Genomic DNA, 22443 nt, shown 5'->3' on the forward strand with positions numbered 1-22443 from the left:
ATAGGAGTTCGGTCTCTTTTTATTTTAGTTTTTTTTCTACATTTGCAGTATCGATAATTAAATAATTAAGACGGATATGACGGAGACAGAACGACAGCAAATCATCTCATTGGTCAAGCGTGAAGTAATTCCTGCTATTGGTTGTACAGAACCTATTGCAGTGGCGTTATGTGTGGCGAAAGCTGCGGAAGTATTGAACAAGCGCCCGGAGAAAGTAACGGTGCTTTTAAGTGCCAATATCTTGAAGAATGCGATGGGCGTAGGCATTCCGGGTACGGGAATGATTGGACTGCCCATTGCCGTGGCGTTGGGCGCTTTGATAGGCAAGTCCGAATATCAGTTGGAAGTCTTGAAAGACAGTACGCCGGAAGCAGTGGAGGCAGGAAAGCGTTTTATTGACGAAAAGCGTATTCATATATCCTTAAAAAACGATATAGAAGAGAAACTCTATATAGAAGTGTGTTGCGAGGCCGGAGGAGATAAGGCGACCGCTATTATTGCCGGTGGGCATACCACCTTTATATATGTGGCGCGCAACAGCGAAGTGTTGTTGAATAAGCAAGCTGTCGCAAGCACGGAAGCAGAGGGGAATACTTTGGATTTGTCTCTCCGTAAAGTCTATGACTTCGCATTGACCGCCCCGCTGGACGAAATCCGTTTTATCCTCGAAACTGCCCGTCTGAACAAGGCCGCCGCCGAGCGTTCTTTCGAGGGCAATTACGGGCATGGCCTGGGAAAAATCCTTCGTGGCACGTACGAACATCGTGTGATGGGCGACAGTGTCTTTTCACATATCCTTTCTTATACCTCGGGTGCGTGCGACGCCCGTATGGCAGGTGCCATGATTCCGGTGATGAGTAATTCCGGCAGCGGTAACCAAGGTATATCCGCTACATTGCCGGTCCTGATTTATGCCGAGGAAAATGGAAAATCGGAGGAAGAGATTGTCCGTGCCCTTATGTTGAGCCATTTGACAGTGATTTATATCAAGCAGAGTTTGGGACGTTTGTCCGCCTTATGCGGTTGTGTGGTTGCTGCCACGGGGTCCAGTTGCGGTATAACCTGGCTGATGGGCGGTGCATACGAGCAGGTGTCATACGCAGTTCAGAATATGATTGCCAATCTTACCGGAATGATTTGTGATGGTGCCAAACCCAGTTGTGCATTGAAAGTCACCACCGGGGTTTCCACCGCAGTGCTTTCGGCCATCATGGCCATGGAAAACCGTTGTGTAACTTCCGTGGAAGGTATTATTGATAAGGATGTGGACCGGAGTATCCGCAATCTGACAAAGATAGGCTCCAAAGGCATGAACGAAACAGACAAGCTTGTGCTCGAAATCATGACAAGTAAATGACAAGATATGAAATAAGGGTATCTTTATTCTGAAATGATAACCCCTGCTTCACATTGCTGTGGCAGGGGTCGAATGTTTGAAATAGGTTCTGATACTGTATTCAGTCTTCAGGGAGTCATTAGTGGCATCCTCCGCATCCGCAGTCATCGCCGCAGTCTCCGCCTCCGCAATCTCCGCCGCCACAGCTGCCGCAACCGCAACCGCCGCTTGCCATGCGTATCAGTTCTGACACTTCTTCGTTGGTGGCAGGACGGTTTGTCACTACTTCACCCGTAAAATTCAGGTCGCAACCTGCCAGCGGGTGATTCATGTCCATCACCACGACATCTTCTTTCACTTCTACCACGCTTCCGTTTATGCGTTGTCCTTCATTGGTCATCAAGGGAACTACCGCTCCTTCCACGATGCGTTCGCTGTCGAATTTTCCGTCGATGACAAAAATCTCTTTGGGCAGGTCGATGACGTGGTCTTCATCATATTCACCGTATGCTTCGGCGGCAGGAATGATGAAATCGAACTTGTCACCACTTTGCAAATCTTTTATTTGCGCTTCAAAAGGCTCAAGCGTCAGTCCCAGTCCGGAGATAAACTGGAAGGGATGTTCGGCGGGAGCTTCTTCGGTGAATTCTTTTTCTCCGTTTTCTATCGTGTATAGCTTGTATGCTACGGTGATGTACTTGTTTTCTACTGTTTCCATTCTCTTTATTTTATTAATTGTTTATTTATTGGTGGACGAAGATACGAATATTTTGTGTGACTGGTGAATGTGTGCCTGGTTTTTAACTCCATTTCGTTTCAGATTCTTGTTTCAGAACTTGGCGCGATACGCCTTGGTAGCTCCTGCCTGAATGCCGCTATTCTTGAAACAGCAATGAACGGTTGCCGTCTTCTTGCTCGACGTTGGCAGGCGGAGGCTGACTTGGATGTCTTCCTGCGTCTGGCCTGGGTCGGCAATGTGGAAGCTGCCGTCTTCTTTGACGAGGAGTGTGCAAGGATGGTCTACGGTTATTTGAAGCTCTTTATGCTTGAACGTGCCTGCAGTGTAGAACACCATTCCCCACAGCTTCAATTCCTTGTTGCGTACCACCTGCATTTCGGGGGTATTGCTGACGATGCTGACGGGGCAGTGCTTCCTGTATTCCTCCACTTCATCGGCAGTGTGCTTGCCGGGTACCACGATGTAGGCGTATGTGGCTCCCGAAGGCTGCATGCCGTGGTCGAAGTTCAAAGTGAAGACGTCCTGATGTACGGTGTCTTTAGGAGCAGTATGGTTGATGTCATACCACGTGCCGCTTTGTGTCTGTTTGGATACAGATATCTGCCCGCCGTTCGGGAAGAGATAGGCCACATCCTTGTGGAGCACCCACTGCGGAGAACGGTAGCCGGCTACGGATGCTTCCTGAGCCGTAACGCTTTTGCCGGAACGCACCAGCACTTGCTTGTCTTTTGCCGTCAGACATTGGTTGACGGTAGTATTCACTTCGGCCGAGGCGGTGGAGCGGATGTCCGTACCGAGGCACACCACTTCATTGTCGAAGAAGAACCAGGCCTTGCGGGCAGCCGTGTGCACACCGGTCAGGGTGTCGCTGTATGCGTAGGCCGATACACCGTAAAGGCTGTCCGACACGCCGCCGGCGAAAGTGGAACTACCGGGCATCTGCCAGTCATTGGGAGCCACGGGGATGGGAGAGAGTTGGGGAGCGGTGGTACCGGGTATGCGTGTCCAGTTCCATACGGGGAAGATATTGAAGTATTCGTCACCGGCAGTAGTGATGTTGGTGCAGCCGTCGGACATGAAGTAAGTCTTCAGGTTCTCACCGTTGCCGTATTCACAGCGTGCGGTGCGTGTAGATACCATGCGCACGTCAAAGGTGTAGTGCGGGCGTACATGCAGGGTATAGTCGGCGCGGTAGTAGTGCGTATGTTTCGGGCTGAGGGCATAGTCGGCATTCTCTTTTCCTTCGAGGCGGGTGATGATGGCCTTGTACTCGTCAGTGTGTGCGGTGTCCAGTTGAGCCATGCGGCGGGCAAAGAGTGCAGTCTGCGACTTGTCGGTGATTTTGGGACGGCTCACGCCACGGCCCAGCACGTCGAACAGCATGTGACGGCCCCGGATGGTGGCATAATAGGTTTCGCGCATGAACTTGCTGAGCAGTGCCAGCTTCTCTTCGGGAATGGCGAAACGGGTGCCGCGGGTGTACATGGCCACTTGGGTGATGCCTTTCAGGATTTCGTCGCCGTAGCCGCCGATGTAAAGCTGCCGTCCGTGCTGGAAGTAAGAGTTGTCGTGCTGGAATCCCTCTTTGGTGGTATAGACAATGGGATTGTAGACATTGTCGAGGGCCAGGGCGAGGTCTTCTTCGTTCTGGGTAAGGCAGGCGCGGTATATCCAGTGCAGGGCAATGTCTGTGCGGTTGGCTCCGGTCCATTTGGCAGGATGGCCTCCGTCCTTGCGTACTCGGTCCAGTGTCTTGGTTTCCAGTTCGGCGGGAATCTGTTTCTTGCCGGTGCGCAGCTGTATCAGCATGATGCCCAGGCGTTGGGGTTCGGCAATCTGGTTGTACCACCAGTTATGGCACCACGGGTTCCGGTCGTACCAGTATTCAAGCCCTTTCACTATCTTGTCAAAGAGAGCTTCGTTTCCATAATAGCTGTTTCCGGGAGTAGTATAAGCGAATGCGAAATCATACAGTCGGTCTATGTGCAGCAATGGCGGCCAGTTTGTACGCTGTATGCTCGCATAGTCCACGTCGGTGAAGGAGCCGTCGGCTTCATTGTAGGTTTTCAGTGCTTCTTCTATCTCTTTTGCCGGAGGATTGATAGCGAAGTCTTGTCTGATTTTTTCCATAAGTACTTGATACTCGTTGTTTCTTTGGGAGGAGTCGGCAGGTGCCGGTTGCTGCGCCCGTAGTTGGCTGTTTGTAGCAAGCCATGCAAGCAATAGGATTGCGAAGGTTAGAATACGGTTTTTCATTTGAATTGTTTTTATGATATATTATATAATGTGTATTCGTGTGAAGACTGCGTATGCAAAGGTATGGCTTTTATTGATAATTGAAAGGGAATCCGGTAGGGAATCGTACTTTGAAATTGATATTGAACCTGTTTTCAATATATTGGTATATAGATAATTATATGGCTTTACTGAATTTGAGTAAAAGAAATGATAAAAAGGATAAAGTGTAGTATTATAATAGGCGTAATTTTGCAACGTTAATTTTGCCTTAAATATGAAGGAAGATGTGAATGGCGGGAAGTGAACAGGAAGGCGTTGTTGGCAAAGTTAACAATTGGAAATGGAAAAGACAAAATGAAAAACATACATTATATAATATATTATTTATTAACTAATCTAATTGAAAATGAAAAAAGTGTCTTTTGATTTCTCAAGAAGGGTGCTGTTCTGTGCTGCGTTTTGCACGCTTTCGGGTGCAAGCGCGATGGCGGCTCCCGTGGGTAGTGAAAATCTTTCGGATGCTGTGCAGATTGTGGCGCAGACCGGCAAGACCGTGAAAGGTGTGGTGACGGACAACTTCGGTCCGGTGCCGGGTGCCAATGTATTGGTGAAAGGAACCACCAACGGTGTGATTACCGATATCGACGGTAACTTTACGCTGACAAACGTGCCCGAAGGTGCTGTATTGCAGGTATCTTTCATCGGATATGTGACCCAGGAGATTAAAGTGGCAGGACAGACTATTTTTAATGTGAAGCTGAGCGAGGAGGCCAAGGCTTTGGAAGAAGTGGTGGTAGTGGGCTACGGTTCGCAGAAGAAAGTGAACTTGACAGGTGCCGTTGGCCAGATTGACTCTAAAGTGCTTGAATCAAGACCTATTACCAACACGGCAAGTGCCTTGCAGGGTACCATTCCTAACTTGCAGATTACGAATACCAGCGGTGAGCCGGGACAGACCGCTTCCTTGAACGTGCGTGGTACTACTTCTATCAACGGTGGTAGCCCGTTGGTGCTGGTAGATGGTGTGGAAATGAGCCTCGATCTGGTGAACCCCAACGACATTGCCAACGTAACTGTATTGAAAGATGCTGCCGCATCGGCTATTTATGGTGTGCGTGCTGCGTTCGGTGTGGTATTGGTCACTACCAAGAGCCCGCAGAAGGCCGAAAAGGTGACGGTGAACTATAGCGGTAACTTCTCTTTTGCCAAACCGTCCATCATGCCGGAATTCATTACCAGCCAGTCACAATATGCCGAATGGATGAATCAGGCTTGTTTGAATGGTAGTACTTCTACCAAGTTCAAGCAAGAATCCATCGACAAGATGAAGGCATACGAGGCCGACTCGAGAAACAATCCTGAATATGAAGTGATTGACGGACAGTTGTACTACTATGGTTATTCCAATTTCAAGAAGATGATGATTAAGGATTCGGCTCCTACGCAACGTCACAACTTGAACATTTCCGGCGGTAACGAAAAGACCCGTTTCTATACATCGGTCGGTTACTTGGATCAGGGCGGTTTGTACAAAGTGGGTGACGACAGCTTTAAGCAGTTGAACACACGTGTGAGCGTGGAAAACCAGACCACCAAATGGTTGAAACTCGGTTTCAAGACCTTGTATAACTACAGCACGCAGGACAAACCGTTCACTTATGACGGTAAAGACGTTTGGAAGCGAGTAATCTATACGACTCCGACCGACTTCATCACCCCGTGGCAGAAAGATGCACGTTATCCTGAACTGGATCGTTTTGATGGTATGTATATGGAAAACAACGCTTATTCCTTGCTGAAAGACGGTGGAAGACAGAAGTATGACCGACATGACGTTTGGATGACAGCCAGTGCAGACCTTGATATCCTGAAAGGATGGAAAGCACATGTGGACTTTAGCTACAACCTCAATTACAAGAAATCTTCATCGCATTCCAAGCCGATTAAGTTTTTCGATGGCTCGTTTAATGAGACCTACGGTCGTACAGGTACTAATTTCTATAAGATGACGAATGAAGATAAGAATTACTATTCATTCAATGCTTATACGGACTATGAGAATACATTCGCAGATAAGCACTATCTGAAAGTGATGATCGGTTTCAATCAGGAACTTACCAAATATTCCACTTTCAATGGTCAGCGTAATGATATCTTGAATGAAAATCTGCCTTCGTTGAGCCTTGGCTCGGGCATTCATACGGTTGGTCAAAACGGTTATGAATGGGCATTGCGTGGTGGTTTCTTCCGTGTGAACTACATTTATAACGATCGCTACCTGTTCGAGGTGAACGGACGTTACGACGGTACTTCCCGATTCCCTTCAGACGGTCGCTTTGTATTCCTGCCCTCTTTCTCCGGTGCATGGCGCATCAGCGAGGAGCCGTTTATGCAGGGAACACGCTCTTGGCTGGACAACTTGAAAATTCGTGCCACTTACGGTATTTTGGGTAACCAGATGATTTCTTCCAGAGATTGGAGCGGAAATACGAAGTACTATCCGTATATTCCTTTTATGAGTAACGGTACTTCTCAGTATTGGTTGTTCGGCAATGAATATGCCACAACGATCAATCCCGGAAATTTGGTCAGTGCGGATTTGACTTGGGAGAAAGTTTCTACGCTGAATTTCGGTTTGGATGCAAGTTTCTTCAACCAACGTTTGAATACGAGCTTCGATTACTATGTACGTACCACTTCCGATATGTTGGTGAAGGCTACTCTTCCGGAATTGTTGGGTACGGATGCTCCTCCTGCCAATACTGCAGAGTTGAAGACTCGCGGCTGGGAGTTCACTATCAGTTGGAAAGACCGCATTGGAAAAGATTTCGGCTATGAACTGGGTTTTGTCTTGTCCGATTCTCAGGCAGAAGTGACCAAATTTGACAATCCTACCAAAGCGATTGCCATTAGTAACAAACCTTGGTATGAAGGCTATAAGATTGGAGACATTTGGGGATTCAAGACGGAAGGATTGTTCCAGAGCGATGAAGAGGCTGCTAACTGGCATAACCAATCTGCAATTAAGAATGTGCAATGGGGAGCCGGTGATATTAAAATCAAGGATTTGGATGGAAAGGAAGGAATCACTTATGGTGACAATACATTAGCCAACCATGGTGACCAGGCCATTATCGGTAATACGACTCCGCGCTACCAGTATGGTATCACTGCCAACTTTACTTACAAGGATTTCTATCTGAATATGTTTATGCAAGGTGTGGGCAAGCGTGATTTCTGGCCGGGCGATGAGGCTTTCTGGCCGGCGGCAACGCAGTATTACAATGCACAGAAGTGGCATGTGTACGATTCGTGGACACCGGAAAATCCGAATGCTTACTTACCGATTGCACGTGCTACAGACAACCGCAATAGAGGTGTGAAGACAGATCGCTATTTGCAGAATGCAGCTTATCTGCGTATGAAGAACCTGACTTTTGGATGGAATTTGCCGAAGCAGTGGATCAGCAAGGTGTTCTTGACCAACGCTTCTGTTTATGTGAGCGGCGAGAACTTGTTTGAATTCTCCAAGGTGAAAGGCCCGTACGACCCTGAGGCTGCCAGTGGAAACGGTGTGATGCTTTATCCTTTCATGAGAACCTATTCATTTGGTATTAATCTGACATTCTAAAAAAAGTAACTTAGTGATGAAAAAGACAATAGGAAAATATATAATGGCAGGTATGGTCGCACTGACCATGACTGCATGCAACGATTCTTTCTTGGATCGTACTCCTACCAATGACTTGAACGATGAGGCTTATTGGAAGAGTGCTGCTGATTTGGAGGCCTATACGAACGGCATATACAATGAAGCTGCAAACAATTATAATTACAAATTTATGGTAGGATTTCATAACGATGCTTGGTCTGTAAAGGTGACAGGACCTTATACCTTTGATGCTATGTCCGACAATTTTGCCACAATGGATGCTTCTCAGACTTGGGCAAGTGCAGTGGCTGCTGGAATCGAGAATAAGCCGGAGGAATATGATGACCCTTCTTATGCTGGATGGATTTGGGGATTACTGCGTCGAATTAATGTTTTTATGGCCAATTATGAAAGGGCTACGGGAGTGGCAGAAATGGTGAGAAACCGTTATGCTGGCGAGGCGCTCTTCTTCCGTGCCTGGTTCTATTTGTATATGGTGCAGAATTATGGCGATGTGCCTTTGGTGACTAGACCGCTGGGAACAAGCGATGAAGACGAATTGTATGGTGAACGTACTCCTCGCAAAGAGGTGATGAAGCAGGTGTTGGAAGATATCAATGCCGCTTGTGCCTATTTGCCGGCAGAAAATTGGGGTGCCAACCGTTTGACCAAAGGTGCCGCTTTGGCATTGAAGGCCCGTATCGGCTTGTATGAGGGTACTTACCGTAAGTATCACAACTTGGGCGATGAGGCTGAGTTCCTGAACGCTTGTGTCAGTGCTTGCGAAGAGTTGATGGGTATGGGGTATGAAATCTACAACACGGGCAATCCTGCCAAGGACTATACAGCCTTGTTTACCACCGAAGATTTGGGCACCATCAGCGAGGCTATTTTTTATAGAAAGTATGAATCCGGTTTGAAGCGTCATCGTATGTGTGGTTATACCGTTAACCTGCGTAACGGTGGAACCAAGGACTTTGTGGACGACTTCCTTTGTGTGGATGCCGACGGTGTGGCAAGACCGGTAGCGTTGAGCCACGACTACAGCAACGACACTCCGGAAGAGGAGTTCACCAACCGTGACCCTCGTCTGAGCCAGACTTTCCTTGCTCCGGGCAACGAGGCTGCGAAAGCTCTGTTTGAAGATACGAATCATGCAAAGCAGATTTTCCCCCGTATCGGTAATATGAATGTATGGCCTACGTTGACGGGCTATCACCCGATTAAATATTTCATTCGTGAGCAGGATAAGAAGGGCTTCAATGAAGAGACACACGACTATCCCTTGTTCCGCTATGCCGAAGTGCTGTTGAACTATGCAGAGGCTAAGGCCGAACTGGGTGCTTGTGACCAAGCCGTGCTCGACAAGACCATCAACGTATTGCGCGACCGTGTAGGTATGCCTCACTTGACGGTGAATCCGGCAATGGATCCGAAATATGCAGGTTACGGCATTTCAGCCTTGTTGGTGGAAATCCGTCGTGAACGTCGCGTTGAATTGAGCTTCGAGTTCTTGCGTTACCAAGACCTGATGCGTTGGGCATGGGGTGACAAACTGAAAGAACGTGTATTGGGTATTCGTCTGGAGGATGCCGACTTTGCTAATCCCCGTTATGAAGGCATTACAAAGGGCGGTTCTGCAGATGCTGGAGACAATCCGGTTTTCGTGTTCAAGGCTGCTGATGGAAAGCAATACATTGATGTTTACGAAAACACGAACTATGCAACAGCTCGTCGTTCATTTGACCCTGCCAAGGATTACTTGCGTCCGATTCCCATTTCTGTCATCAGTAAGAATCCGTCCATCGGTCAGAATCCGGGTTGGGGAGATAATTGATAAGATAAAAAATGAATTGGTAATTTAGAATAAACTGTTGAGAATCGGGATTGTTTTGAAGGTATGAACTTTTAAGGCAATCCCGATTGTGCTAATAAAAAGAATACAGCTTGCAATTTTGTATCGTGATGATTTGGCTGTGTTAGATTGAATTCTATTTTTAATTAACGGTTTACATTGTATTGGTAAACCATATTATTAATTTCTAAATAGATAGTATGAAAAACAAATTTTATTTTTTGCTGCTTTTATTGGGAATGCTGATGTGTTCCTGCGAAAATGCCATTGATGAGAACTACGTACAGAATGTAGCATCGACAGGTGTGCTTGTAACGAAAACCAATCCGATTGATGAAGTCACTATAGACGTGGTGAAGAAAGTAGCCGGTATGTATGGAAATATGCAAGGCGCACAGACAAGGGGCGGTGAAGAGAAGACCATCGAAGAAGTGGTTCCGGTGAAGAATGAGAAAGGTGATGTGCTGATGTATGTGGTTAATTACGCTGGAAACGCAGGATATGTGATTTTGTCGGGAACGAATGAGTATCAGCCGATACTGGCTTATAGCGAGACGGGAAAATTCGATATAGCAAAGTCGCAAGAAAGAGGTACTTCTGTATGGCTGCAAGAACAACAATATGCGGTGGAAAATGTGGCAGCATCACCTGATAGTGTGCGTAGGCAGAATGCGAGAGCTTGGGCTGCGTTCTTTGATGAACAAGAAAGGGTGAATCTGGTGCAGCAAGGAGTGCAAACACGGGCTGTAGATCCTAATTTGTCAAGTCAATTAGGCAACTTTATTGAGGAATCGTTGCAGAGGTGGAGTGATGAGGGATATATGGTTTATACATATTTTGTAGATGGTGATTCAGAATATTTCACTCCATATGAAATGGAAGAAATCAAAGATGCTTTGGATATGCAGGCAGATAAGCGCTTTGATGATATTTATCATACTGTTTATTTGAGGGTAAAAGAAGAGTCTTCAACAAATGCAGTGAATCCTTTATTGAAAAGTACATGGAATCAAACAGGAGGATATGCTACACATGTTTCCAATGGATATACCGGATGTGTGGCTGTGGCTGTAGGGCAGATAATGCGATATCATGAATATCCGTTGCTGTACAATTGGGGAGCAATGGCTTATAATTATGCTACGGATATGACGGCTTTATTTTTGGCAGAAGTTGGTGAGAAAGTTGGGATGAAGTATGAAGAGGGCAGTTCTACTTCAAATATAGATAAGGCTTGTAGTGCTTTAAAAGGGTATGGATATATGAAAAGCAATATCATTAAGCATAGTTCTTCGAGTGTGCAATGGTGTTTGAATCAACAAAGACCGGTTTATATGAGAGGGGTAGATCAGAATGAGGGCGGACATGCTTGGGTTTGTGACGGATATAAAGAGACGGAGCGAAGATATTATTGCGATGTAATGGCACTTGATGGAGGTGTCTGGGATCATGAAAAGAAATTTTATTATCGAAGCGTGTACTATAAGTGTGTAGATAAAAGTGATACCTACTATCACATGAACTGGGGCTGGGGAGGATCCGGAGACGGATATTTCTACGAGAACGCAGTGAATCCTTCACCATATAATTTCTCTACCGACCGTAAAGACATTGTAGATATATATCCTTTCAAGTAACGATTTGCTTTCTTCATTTGCATGCCCCTTGGGCAGAGAGACAATGTGCATGTGGCGATTATATTGGACTGACATCAAAAAGTAAGGGAAAAGTTTTGCCGTGCGAAATAAAACATTCTTCTTTGCCGGAAGAAAATGAAAGTTATGGGCTATGAATAAGAAAGAAAACTGTAATCATACAATGGAAAAATACACTTTATGGAGCAGCCTGCTCCTGACTGCTGCTGGAACGGCGGCTGCTCAAAACAAGGCAGAGAACGCAAAGCAAGCCGATGTGCAGGCGGACAAGCCCCACATCGTCCTTATTGTCGCCGACCAGCACCGGGGTGATGCCATGAACTGTATGGGAAACCATGCCGTAGTCACCCCAAATATGGATGCGCTGGCACAGGACGGCACCCTCTTTATGAACGGCTACTCCTCCACACCGAGCAGCACACCTGCACGTGCGGGACTGCTCACCGGATTCTCGCCCTGGCACCACGGCATGCTGGGCTACGGCAGGGTAGGCAGTTGCTACCGCTACGAGATGCCTGCGATGCTGAAAGAGTTGGGCTATTTCACTTTCGGCATCGGCAAGATGCACTGGTTTCCGCAGAAAGCCCTGCACGGTTTCCACGGCACACTGGTGGACGAGAGCGGACGTGTGGAGAGCGACGACTTTGTGAGCGACTACCGCCTGTGGTTCCAGATGCAGGCACCCGGAAGGAATCCGGATGCTACGGGTATCGGATGGAATGCGCATGGAGGAGGGGTGTATCGCCTGCCCGAAGCGCTCCACCCCACGGCATGGACCGGACAGATGGCATGCGAGATGATACGAAACTATGACAAGGGAAGCGGTGAACCGCTCTTCCTGAAAGTTTCCTTCGCACGTCCGCACAGCCCGTACGATCCGCCGCAAAGGCTGATGGAGCAGTACGAAGGACGCGACGTGCCCGCACCTGCCGTAGGCGAATGGTGCAAGGACAAGGAGTATGCCGCGCCTCGCGATGTGGCTATGGCCGAGAAGGATGCCGCTTTCGGCAATTTCGGCGAGGAGTATGCCAAGGAGTCGCGCAGGTACTACTATGCCAATGTGACGTTTGTGGACGAAGAGATAGGAAAGGTGGTCCGGGCGCTGAAAGAGAAAGGCATGTACGACAACGCACTTATCTGTTACGTGTCGGACCACGGAGACATGCTGGGCGACCATCACCACTGGCGCAAGACCTATCCCTATGAGGGTTCGGCGCATGTGCCCTACATCGTGAAGTGGCCTGCGGCGTGCGGCTTTGAGAAGGGAGGCAAGATAGAGGCTCCGGTAGAACTGAGGGATTTATTGCCTACTTTTCTGGACATGGCAGGAGGCAAGGTGCCGGAAGATATGGACGGTCGTTCGCTGGCGGCACTGGTGAAAGGAGGAAACGACGGATGGCGCAAGTACATAGACCTGGAGCACTCCACATGCTATAGTCCCGATAATTACTGGTGTGCGCTGACCGATGGCAAAATCAAGTATGTCTGGCGTTTCCATACGGGCGAAGAGGAACTGTTCGACCTGGCAAAAGACCCGCAGGAATTAAAGGACGTGGCGAAAGAGAAGAAATACGCTGCAAAATTGCGTGAGATGCGTGGCGAGATGGTGAAGCATCTGACGGAGCGCGGTGAGGAGTTCGTGAAAGACGGACAGTTGCAGGTGCTGAAACGTACGGTGCTTTACAGCCCGCTGTTTCCCGATGAAAATCCGGTAGATACAGGCATCTGAAAAGAGAAAAAATCAACGTATGTATGATTTGTCTAAGCGGAAGATTTTCGAATGAAAATTCCTTCCGCTTTTTTTGTTCTTTTCAAAATAGGATGGCATTCAATGATTTTTATTACCTTTAGTCCCGCATTTGAATGGCTTGTTATATTTAATCGGAGAATATCATTATGAAAAACAGAACTTTGGTCGTACTGTGTTTCTTTCTTTGTGCATGGATGGCAGTAAATGCCGCAGAAAATTATAAGTTCAGGACACTCTCGCCCGACGGGGGCTTTTATTACGATGGAGTCAAATCGATAGAGCAGGATAAGGATGGTTTTGTATGGGTAATGATGGACTACGAGTTATATCGTTTCGACGGCTACAAGTATAAGAAATATTACCCTCGTTTTGCAGAAATAGCTCCGACGAAGCGATGGATATTCATTGGTATGGACTCGGATGCAAAAGGCAACCTTTATGTAAATACCAACAACGGATTATATCGGCATGATAGGATATCGGATAAGTTCGAGCGCGTGTTCGGTAACGTCGCTTTGGTGAAGATAGACGGCAGGGACAGGCTTTGGGTGAGGAGGGACAATCTCTACGGATTGCCCGACACGATCACCGGTGAAATCAGGATACCCGAATATGACGGGAAGAAAGCGACGTATGTTAATCCGACCTTTTGTGTGCACAACAAAGACTTATATACGTTCGTCTATAGGCAGGTATACAGATACAACGAAGCGGAAAATCGCTTCGGCTTTTGCATGCGGCTGCCCGGTAAGGGCGGAAACATCCGCTTTGCGCGGGCGCGGGCGGGAACAATGTGGGTGTATGTGGATAAAGAGGGACTCTATAAGATTGATTTGTCGTCGTTTGAGATAGAAGAACACTACAAAGCCTTTACCGGGTGTGAGGAAAACGGACTCAGGGAGTTTTATGTAGACCGCAAAGGGAAAATCTGGCTGGGTACGATGGAAGGACTCTACATTTTCGATTCTGACACCGGCGCAATGATGGAATACAAACATTCGACAACAGATGCTTTCAGCCTGCCGAACAATTCCGTATGGAAGATTTATGAAGACAGGCAAGGCAATGTATGGATAGGAACCTATTCGGGGAAGCTTTGCTACGTGGATATGGAAGAGGGAAATGCTTTTCGTTCCTATCTTGCCGGAAGCAGCGGCCTGAACTATGCACCGGTCAGTGCCTTTGCCGAAGACGAAGATTATCTGTGGATAGGTACCGAAGGCGGAGGCGTGAACCGGATGGACAAGCGGACTGGCAAGTTCCGATTGCTGGCGGACGGACAAAACGTGGTGTCCAACAACATTAAATCGTTGATAATGGACGGACGGCGCAATCTTTGGGTCTCGATGTTCAGGGGCGGTATTGAGGTGTTTGATGCCGGACACCGGGAAACGGCCCATTATAAACGTGGTCGCGACGGGGCGGGAGAATTGTTGGTGAATGATGTGCGCAAGACGGTACTCGAAGGAGATTCGGGGCTGTGGGTAGCTTATCAGTATCCGGCACCGAGGATTTCTTATTTTTCTTTCAAGGAAAAGAAGTTCAGGCACATCAGTCTGGACAGTGTGGGAAATTACGATTATCTGTTTGATATTCTGAAGCAGGGCGAGCGGACGTTGTGGGCCATCAGCAACGAAGCGCTCTATCGGGTTGACACGCAGACCGGGGAGATAAGAAAAGTGCAGCCGGGAGATTCCGAATACTTGGGGCTGTTCACTTTCTGTCTGGACGACAATGGGAATATCTGGATAGGGACTATCGGTAACGGTCTGATAAAGTTCGACACCAACACCTTGGAATTCATTCCGATGAAAGACGCACTGCAGCGGGATGTATATTCCATTTACAGCATCTGTTACAGCGATGGCAAAGTGTGGATGGGAACGGACGACGGGCTATGTTGTTATGATACGGCAAGTGAACGCCTGATGAAGTTCGATAAGCGTGAGAATACACAAGGGCAGGTATATTATCCGTTGGCTGTATTGAAGGGCAAGGACGGCAAACTCTATTTCGGAGGTACCAATGGGTTTACGGTGGTAGACCCCGCACGTATATCCTATAACCGTTACAAGCCGCGGGCAGTCATATCGGAATTTTTTGTGGATCATGAGCCGGTCCATCCCAAGTATGGCGTGAGCGACTCGTTCCATACCATCATGTTGGATTACGATGAATCGAACTTCGGTTTTGAATTTTCGGCGGATAATTACCAGATTCCGGAGAAAAACATGTTCAGGTATAGGCTGAAGGGATATAACGACGGTTGGATTACAGTGGATGCAAGGCAGCGCACGGTGATGTACTCCAAAGTGGGGGCAGGAACCTATTTCTTTGAAGTATGCGCTGCAAACAACGATGGTGTGTGGGGTGAACCTACAGTCATCAAGGTAGTGAGGCGCAGGGCTCCTTGGCTAAGCGTGCCTGCCTATTTCTGTTATGCATTGGCATTGCTTGGCATGGCGTATGTGGTTTTCAGGCATTATGCCGAGAAGAAGCGCTTGAAGATGATGCTCTATCAGGAAAATGTGGAACGGGAGAAGAAGGAACAGATACATCAGGCACAGTTGCGCTTCTTTACCAACATATCACATGATTTCCGCACTCCGCTGTCGCTGATTATGGCCGCTTTGGACAAACTGAGGCGCGAGGGCCTGAAAGAGTATTATTACCGTATACTGAATGGAAACGTGCAACGGCTGTTGAATTTGGTAAATGAACTGATGGACTTCCGAACCGTGGAGAACGGGATGATGAAGTTGGAACTGGAGCAGATAGACGTGAACAGCTTCGTGAAAGGTATTGCGGGCGATTTTATGGATTATGCTGCCGAGCGGAAAATCAGTTTCAGGATAGAGTGTGACGACACATTGCCAGCAGAGGTGTATGCGGACAAGAATGTGGTGGAGAAAATCGTGATGAACTTGCTGAACAATGCTTTCAAATACACGCGCGACGGAGGGAATATCGTGTTGATGACCAAACGCGGCCAAAAGTTTGCATCGCAGTGGACCGGGCACTACAAGGTGGGCGACTGCATGGAGGATGCTTTCTCCATCGTGGTGAGCGACACGGGTGTAGGCATTTCGGGTGAGTCGATTAGCAGCGTGTTCGAGAGATTCTACAAGGTGAACACCGTGAATGCCGATTCGCATTTGGGAACGGGTATCGGGCTGGCGCTGGTGAAAAGCCTGGTGTTGTTGCAGAAAGGGTGCGTATCCATTTATAGTGAACGGGAGAAGGGGACGGATATGGTGGTTTGTCTTCCCATGGATAGCAGTGTGTTCGGCGAGTCGGATTTTGCCCGACGGAAGTCAGGTGGTATGTCCGAATCCCCCGCATTCTTGCCTGAGGCAAGCGAAACTCAGGAAGACACGAAGGAGCTGGAATCGGAGACTGTGCCTCCGAGTGCCCGGAAAATCCTGATTGTAGAGGACAACACGGATTTGAGAGTGCTCATTGCGGAAGCCTTGTCGGACGAATTCCAAGTGATGCAGGCGGGTGACGGTGTCGAGGCACTGAAACTGATGGAAGATTTGGAGTTCGATCTGGTGATAAGCGATATCATGATGCCGCGCAAGGACGGAGTATCTTTATGCAATGACATCAAAAGTAATGTGAATACTTCGCACATTCCGGTGATTCTGTTAACGGCAAAGACCAGTCTGGAGAGTAAGATTGAGGGAGCGGATTCCGGTGCAGACCTCTATTTTGAAAAACCGATAGACTTGACTTATCTGAAGCTTTCGATACAAAATGTATTTAAAAATCGGCAGCAACTGAAGGAGCATTATGCCAAAAACTATTATGCGGACAGCGGTGAGCTGGCAACCAATGAACAAGACAATAAGTTCTTGAAGCAACTGGTGGCATTTATAGACGGGCACATGGACAGGTCGGACATGGATGTGAACCTGATAGCGGAAGAACTGATGATGAGCCGGAGCAAGCTTTATACGAAAGTGAAAAGCCTGACAGGAAAATCGGTCGTGGAGTTTGTGCTGAATTGTCGGTTGCGCAAGGCGGCGAAACTGATTATAGAAGAGAACATGACCATGCGTGAGATTATGATTCAGGTAGGTATCGAGAGCCAGGCCTATTTTACGAACTCATTCAAAAAAGTATTTGGCGAAACGCCTACGTCCTTTGCTAATAAGCATAAAAAGAAGGGATAAGAGCAATTTGGATAAAAGAAATAGCGAATAGAGAAAGATGCTGAGAGCGGAAAGGGCTTCCTTTGCAAAGACTTTTAAACTTGATAGCATGAGAAAGATTTTACGGCCATTTGTTCTGTTTTTATTGTTGGCGGGAGCCGGAGCGGCGACCGCCCAAGTGCAACCACATCTTTTGCCTGCCGAGCAGGAGATTTCATTGAAGTATGGTGCCGGGCGTCTGGGCAAACGTCAGGATGCGGATATGCAAAGATTTCGCGACAATCGTCTGGGAGCTTTCATCCATTGGGGGCTTTATGCCATTCCCGGTGGTGAATGGAACGGAGAAATGTATGGAGGTGCCGCCGAATGGCTGAAAGCGTGGGCCAAGGTTCCGGCAGACGAATGGCTTAAACTCATGGAACAATGGAATCCTACGAGGTTTAATCCGAAAGCTTGGGCGAAGATGGCGAAAAAGATGGGCGTGAAGTATGTCAAGATTACAACGAAGCACCATGAGGGGTTCTGCCTCTGGCCAAGCAAATATACACAATATACGGTAGCACAAACACCTTATAAAAAAGATATATTGGGAGAAATGGTTAAAGCCTACAATGACGAAGGCATTGATGTGCATTTCTATTTCTCGGTATTGGACTGGAGTCATCCGGATTATCGGTATGACATCAAGTCGGAAGAGGATGAGATTGCTTTTGCCCGCTTTCTGGAATTCACGGACAATCAGCTGAAAGAACTTGCCACTCGTTATCCTACGGTGAAGGATTTCTGGTTTGACGGTACATGGGATGCCAGCATCAAGAAGAACGGCTGGTGGACGGCTCATGTAGAACAGATGCTGAAAGAAATGTTGCCGGGCGTGACGGTCAACAGCCGTCTGCGTGCCGATGACTATGGCAAACGCCATTTCGACAGTAACGGACACCTGATGGGAGATTATGAGTCTGCTTATGAGCGTCGCTTGCCCGATCCGGTGAAGGACCTGAAGGTGACCCGCTGGGATTGGGAGGCATGTATGACGGTGCCCGAGAATCAGTGGGGATATCACAAAGACTGGTCCTTGAGTTATGTCAAGACTCCTTTGGAGGTGCTCGAGCGCATTGTACATGCTGTTTCCATGGGTGGAAATATGGTTGTGAATTTCGGTCCTCAACCCGATGGTGATTTTCGTTCGGAGGAGAAAGAACTGGCCGATGCCGTCGGACGCTGGATGAGCGTCAACGGTGGGTGCATCTATGGCTGCGACTATGCGGGCTGGGACAAGCAGGCTTGGGGGTATTATACCCGTAAAGGCAAAGAAGTATATATGGTTGTTTTCAATTCTCCCTATTCAAGGCATCTGGTGGTGAAAACACCGAAAGATGTTAAGATAACGAAAGCTGTGGTATTGAATGGCAAGGAAGTTGGTGTGAAAGAAACCGCTCGCAATGAATATAATGTGGATATGCCTGCAAAAGATCCCGGTGCCCCTTTTGTCATCAAATTGCAAATAGAAGATAACACCAATGCTGCCGATAAGTATCGCGAAGCGTTGACGTGATTTGTTGCTTGCAGACATGATTTCTAACTTTTAATTTTTATATTTTCTATGATGAGGAAGTTGTTTCTTTTAATATCTCTCTTCTTGCTGTATGCAGTAGAGGCGGATGCTTGGAGAGTTTTTGACAAGGTTGCCGTGAAATCCGTAATGAAGCGTGTGGCCGACTGGCAGATAGCCAATCCTAATAAAGGGGCGGAACATGACGACTTGGACTGGACGCATGCAGCTTTGTATATGGGCATGGTGGACTGGGCCGAACTGACAGAGAAGGAAGATGCTGACGACTCTTATTTCCAATGGTTGCTCCGCATTGGAAAGCGTAATCATTTCCAGGTAGGGAAGTGGATGTATCATGCTGACTTTATTGCCGTAGGACAGCCTTTTATCGACCTTTATTCTAAATATGGCAATAAGAAGATGATTGCTCCCGTAATGGCTCGTGCCAACTGGGTAGTGGAAAATCCGGCTGAAGTAGCGCTGGCACTGGATTACGGTAAACTGGAAACTCTGGATCGTTGGTCTTGGTGTGATGCATTGTTTATGGCTCCCCCCGTATATGCCAAACTGTATGCGTTGACCAAGGACAAGCGTTATCTGGATTTCTTGAACAAGGAGTACAAGGCTACCTACGACCATTTATATGACAAGGAGGAACGATTGTTTTACCGCGACCGTCGGTATTTTGATAAACGCGAAGCCAATGGCAAGAAAGTGTTTTGGGGACGTGGAAACGGTTGGGTATTGGGAGGACTGGCCGAGATTTTGCAGGCACTTCCCAGAGAGGAGTCTTCGCGAGCTTTCTATCAGGAACTGTTTGTAGAATTGGCCACTCGTGTGGCTGGTTTGCAGAGTCCGGATGGTTATTGGCACGCCAGTTTGCTTGACCCTTCATCTTATCCTTCTCCGGAAACAAGCGCCACGGGCTTCATTGTTTACGCTCTTGCCTATGGTGTGAATGAAGGTCTGCTTGATAAGAAGGCATTCATGCCTGTCATCAAGAAGGGATGGAAAGCATTGGTTGATGCTGTGGAGCCGGATGGTAAACTGGGCTATGTGCAGCCTATCGGTGCCGACCCGCGCAAAGTGACGAGGGACATGACCGAAGTATATGGAGTAGGAGCATTCTTGTTGTCGGGATGCCAGATTTATAAAATGTCGGAGAAGTAAAGAACAGCATTGATTGAAATGATGAAGAAGCATTCATTTGTTATATGTGTCCTGATGTTCCTGGCCGGCATCTTCTGCAAAGTGGACGCTCGCGAAGTGACGTCGTTCAATGACGGTTGGGAATTTAAGAAAGGTCCGTTCTCCAAAGAAGCCATGCAGGCTGCCGTGAAGTGGAATGCCGGCTGGCAGGAAGTGACCCTTCCTCATACTTGGAATGCAGACGACATGCAGAAGAAGGTATCCGCCTTTTATGAAGGAGTGGGGTATTACCGGAAAAAGTGCATCTTTCCCGAAAGCATGAAGGGCAAGCGTCTCTTCCTTCGTTTCGAGGGAGTGGGTTCATGTGCGGAAGTCTACGTCAACGGCTACTTGACAGGAACGCACAAGGGGGCTTATTCCGCCTTTGTATGTGAGATTGGCTCGCAGGTTAAGTTCGGCGAGGAGAATGAAATTATAGTAAAAGCCGATAATACGGCACGTCCTGATGTTATTCCTGTCAATCATGTTCTGTTTGGTGTTTACGGAGGGATTTACCGTCCTGTATGGCTGGTGATAACGGAACCTTGCGGCATTGTTGTCAATGACTGTGCTTCGTCCGGTGTATATATCACCCAGAAGAATGTATCGAAACAGTCTGCCGAAGTGAATGTAAAAGTGAAGGTGGATAACGCAACGCTGGCTCCCGTACCGTTGGTCTTGGAGAACGTCATTTACGATGGAAGCGGCAAGTTGGTGAAAAAGCATAATCAGGCTTTTGAACTGACTCCACAGGGAGTGCAAAGTTATTCCTCACAATTTAAGTTGAGCAATCCTCATTTGTGGCAGGGACGTGAAGATCCTTATCTCTATAAGGTCGTTTCACGCCTTTTGCAGAACGGACGTGTGCTGGACGAGGTTGTCCAGCCGTTGGGACTTCGTAAGTATGAGGTGGTGGCAGGCAAGGGATTTTTCTTGAATGGAAAGAAATATCCCATGTACGGTGTGACCCGTCATCAGGATTGGTGGGGACTGGGCAGTGCCTTGACCAACAAAGAGCATGATTTTGATTTGGCACAGATTATGGATATCGGAGCGACTACCGTCCGTTTTGCGCACTATCAGCAGTCTGATTATATTTATTCACGTTGTGATACGTTGGGACTGGTTATTTGGGCGGAGATTCCTTTTGTCAACCGGGTGACCGGACAAGAGTGGGACAATGCGCATCAGCAGATGCGTGAACTGGTACGCCAGAGTTTCAATCACCCTTCTATTTATGTGTGGGGCATTCATAATGAAGTCTATCATCCACATGGTTATACGGCGGCTCTTACGCAATCCGTCCACGACCTTTGCAAGCTGGAAGACCCTGATCGTTATACCGTATCGGTGAACGGTTATGGTAACGTCGGCCATCCGGTCAATCAAAATGCGGATATACAAGGCATGAATCGTTATTTCGGCTGGTACGAAAGGAAAATACAGGATATAAAACCTTGGATAGAGAAGATGGAAAAAGAGTATCCTTGGCAACGCCTGATGTTGACGGAGTATGGCGCGGATGCCAATATCGCCCACCAGACGGAAATCTTGGGTGATGCCCTGAACTGGACAAGCCCTTTCTATCCGGAAACGTTCCAGACCAAGACCCATGAATATCAATGGAGCATTATTGCGAAGCATCCCTATATCACCGCTTCCTATTTGTGGAATATGTTCGACTTTGCGGTTCCTACTTCGAAAAGAGGCAGTGTAGATGCGCGCAACATGAAGGGGATGATGACTTTCGACCGTAAAATTAAAAAAGATTCTTATTTTTGGTATAAGGCCAATTGGAGCAAGGAACCGGTGCTTTACATGACGCAACGCCGGAATGTGCTGCGTGAGAGAAAAGAAACTTCCGTTACTGTGTATTCCAATATCGGCACTCCCAAGGTATATCTCAATGACCGGGAATTATCGGGTATTCGGAAAGGATATACTGATGTGCATTATGTCTTTGACAAGGTGTTGCTGAACGACGGTAAGAATGTGTTGCGGGCTGTTGTCACTTGGCAAGGTAGAGAATATGTGGATGAGATGGAATGGGAGTATCGCGGGGAATGTAACCGCGAAGCGGACTTCTTTGAACACAAAAAAGAACATGGGAGTTGGTAAGTCTTTGAATGAAATTGTATGATGAATTATTTTTTATTTGTATGATTTGGCTGAACGGGGTAGCCTTGCCGAACTGGGAATGTTTTCTATGGACATGTTGTTTATACAATTCCTGAAGATGAGAAGGCGGCAGAAGAAAAGACTGCAGCTTTCACCGCCAAACTGAGGGAGCAAGGAGCCAAAGAATGGGCTGAATAATCAATTCT

Annotated in this window: 11 protein-coding genes; 9 read left to right on the plus strand and 2 right to left on the minus strand. The window is 47.6% G+C overall.

Annotated features, from left to right (window positions below; genetic code table 11):
• Positions 1-76: 76 nt before the first annotated feature.
• Positions 77-1357 carry a serine dehydratase subunit alpha family protein gene (locus M1B78_RS05410; RefSeq protein ID WP_257940108.1) on the plus strand — a complete coding sequence of 427 codons (1281 nt, stop codon included), beginning with the start codon at positions 77-79 and terminating at the stop codon, positions 1355-1357.
• A gap of 118 nt (positions 1358-1475) precedes the next feature.
• Here M1B78_RS05410 and M1B78_RS05415 read toward each other — a convergent pair whose 3' ends face one another.
• Both M1B78_RS05415 and M1B78_RS05420 read right to left on the minus strand, forming a co-directional pair.
• Entirely contained in the window at positions 1476-2054 is a 579-nt protein-coding gene (locus M1B78_RS05415; RefSeq protein ID WP_257931240.1) for an FKBP-type peptidyl-prolyl cis-trans isomerase, read from the minus strand.
• 111 nt (positions 2055-2165) lie between these two features.
• Entirely contained in the window at positions 2166-4331 is a 2166-nt protein-coding gene (locus tag M1B78_RS05420) for a polysaccharide lyase 8 family protein (RefSeq protein ID WP_257940109.1), read from the minus strand.
• Between the two features lie 388 nt (positions 4332-4719).
• Between M1B78_RS05420 and M1B78_RS05425 the strand changes: the two genes are divergently transcribed.
• The 8 genes from M1B78_RS05425 to M1B78_RS05460 all read left to right on the plus strand — a co-directional run bounded on the left by M1B78_RS05425 (position 4720) and on the right by M1B78_RS05460 (position 22237).
• Complete coding sequence (locus M1B78_RS05425; RefSeq protein ID WP_257940110.1) at positions 4720-7944, plus strand: SusC/RagA family TonB-linked outer membrane protein; 3225 nt, start codon at positions 4720-4722, stop codon at positions 7942-7944.
• A gap of 16 nt (positions 7945-7960) precedes the next feature.
• On the plus strand, positions 7961-9802 hold the full coding sequence (locus M1B78_RS05430; RefSeq protein ID WP_257931243.1) for a RagB/SusD family nutrient uptake outer membrane protein: 1842 nt from the start codon (positions 7961-7963) through the stop codon (positions 9800-9802).
• 218 nt (positions 9803-10020) lie between these two features.
• Entirely contained in the window at positions 10021-11457 is a 1437-nt protein-coding gene (locus M1B78_RS05435) for a C10 family peptidase (protein ID WP_257931244.1), read from the plus strand.
• Positions 11458-11638: 181 nt separating this feature from the next.
• Positions 11639-13204 carry an arylsulfatase gene (locus tag M1B78_RS05440; protein ID WP_257940126.1) on the plus strand — a complete coding sequence of 522 codons (1566 nt, stop codon included), beginning with the start codon at positions 11639-11641 and terminating at the stop codon, positions 13202-13204.
• Between the two features lie 167 nt (positions 13205-13371).
• On the plus strand, positions 13372-17400 hold the full coding sequence (locus tag M1B78_RS05445; RefSeq protein ID WP_257940111.1) for a hybrid sensor histidine kinase/response regulator transcription factor: 4029 nt from the start codon (positions 13372-13374) through the stop codon (positions 17398-17400).
• Positions 17401-17488: 88 nt separating this feature from the next.
• On the plus strand, positions 17489-18934 hold the full coding sequence (locus M1B78_RS05450; protein WP_257940112.1) for an alpha-L-fucosidase: 1446 nt from the start codon (positions 17489-17491) through the stop codon (positions 18932-18934).
• A gap of 51 nt (positions 18935-18985) precedes the next feature.
• The gene (locus tag M1B78_RS05455; RefSeq protein WP_257940127.1) at positions 18986-20101 is read left to right on the plus strand and encodes a glycoside hydrolase family 88/105 protein; all 1116 of its coding nucleotides are present in this window, start codon (positions 18986-18988) and stop codon (positions 20099-20101) included.
• Positions 20102-20122: 21 nt separating this feature from the next.
• Positions 20123-22237 carry a glycoside hydrolase family 2 protein gene (locus M1B78_RS05460; RefSeq protein ID WP_257940128.1) on the plus strand — a complete coding sequence of 705 codons (2115 nt, stop codon included), beginning with the start codon at positions 20123-20125 and terminating at the stop codon, positions 22235-22237.
• Positions 22238-22443: the final 206 nt, after the last annotated feature.

Source organism: Bacteroides muris (ex Fokt et al. 2023) (assembly GCF_024704895.1).
In the GTDB taxonomy this organism is placed as follows: Bacteria; Bacteroidota; Bacteroidia; order Bacteroidales; family Bacteroidaceae; genus Bacteroides; species Bacteroides muris.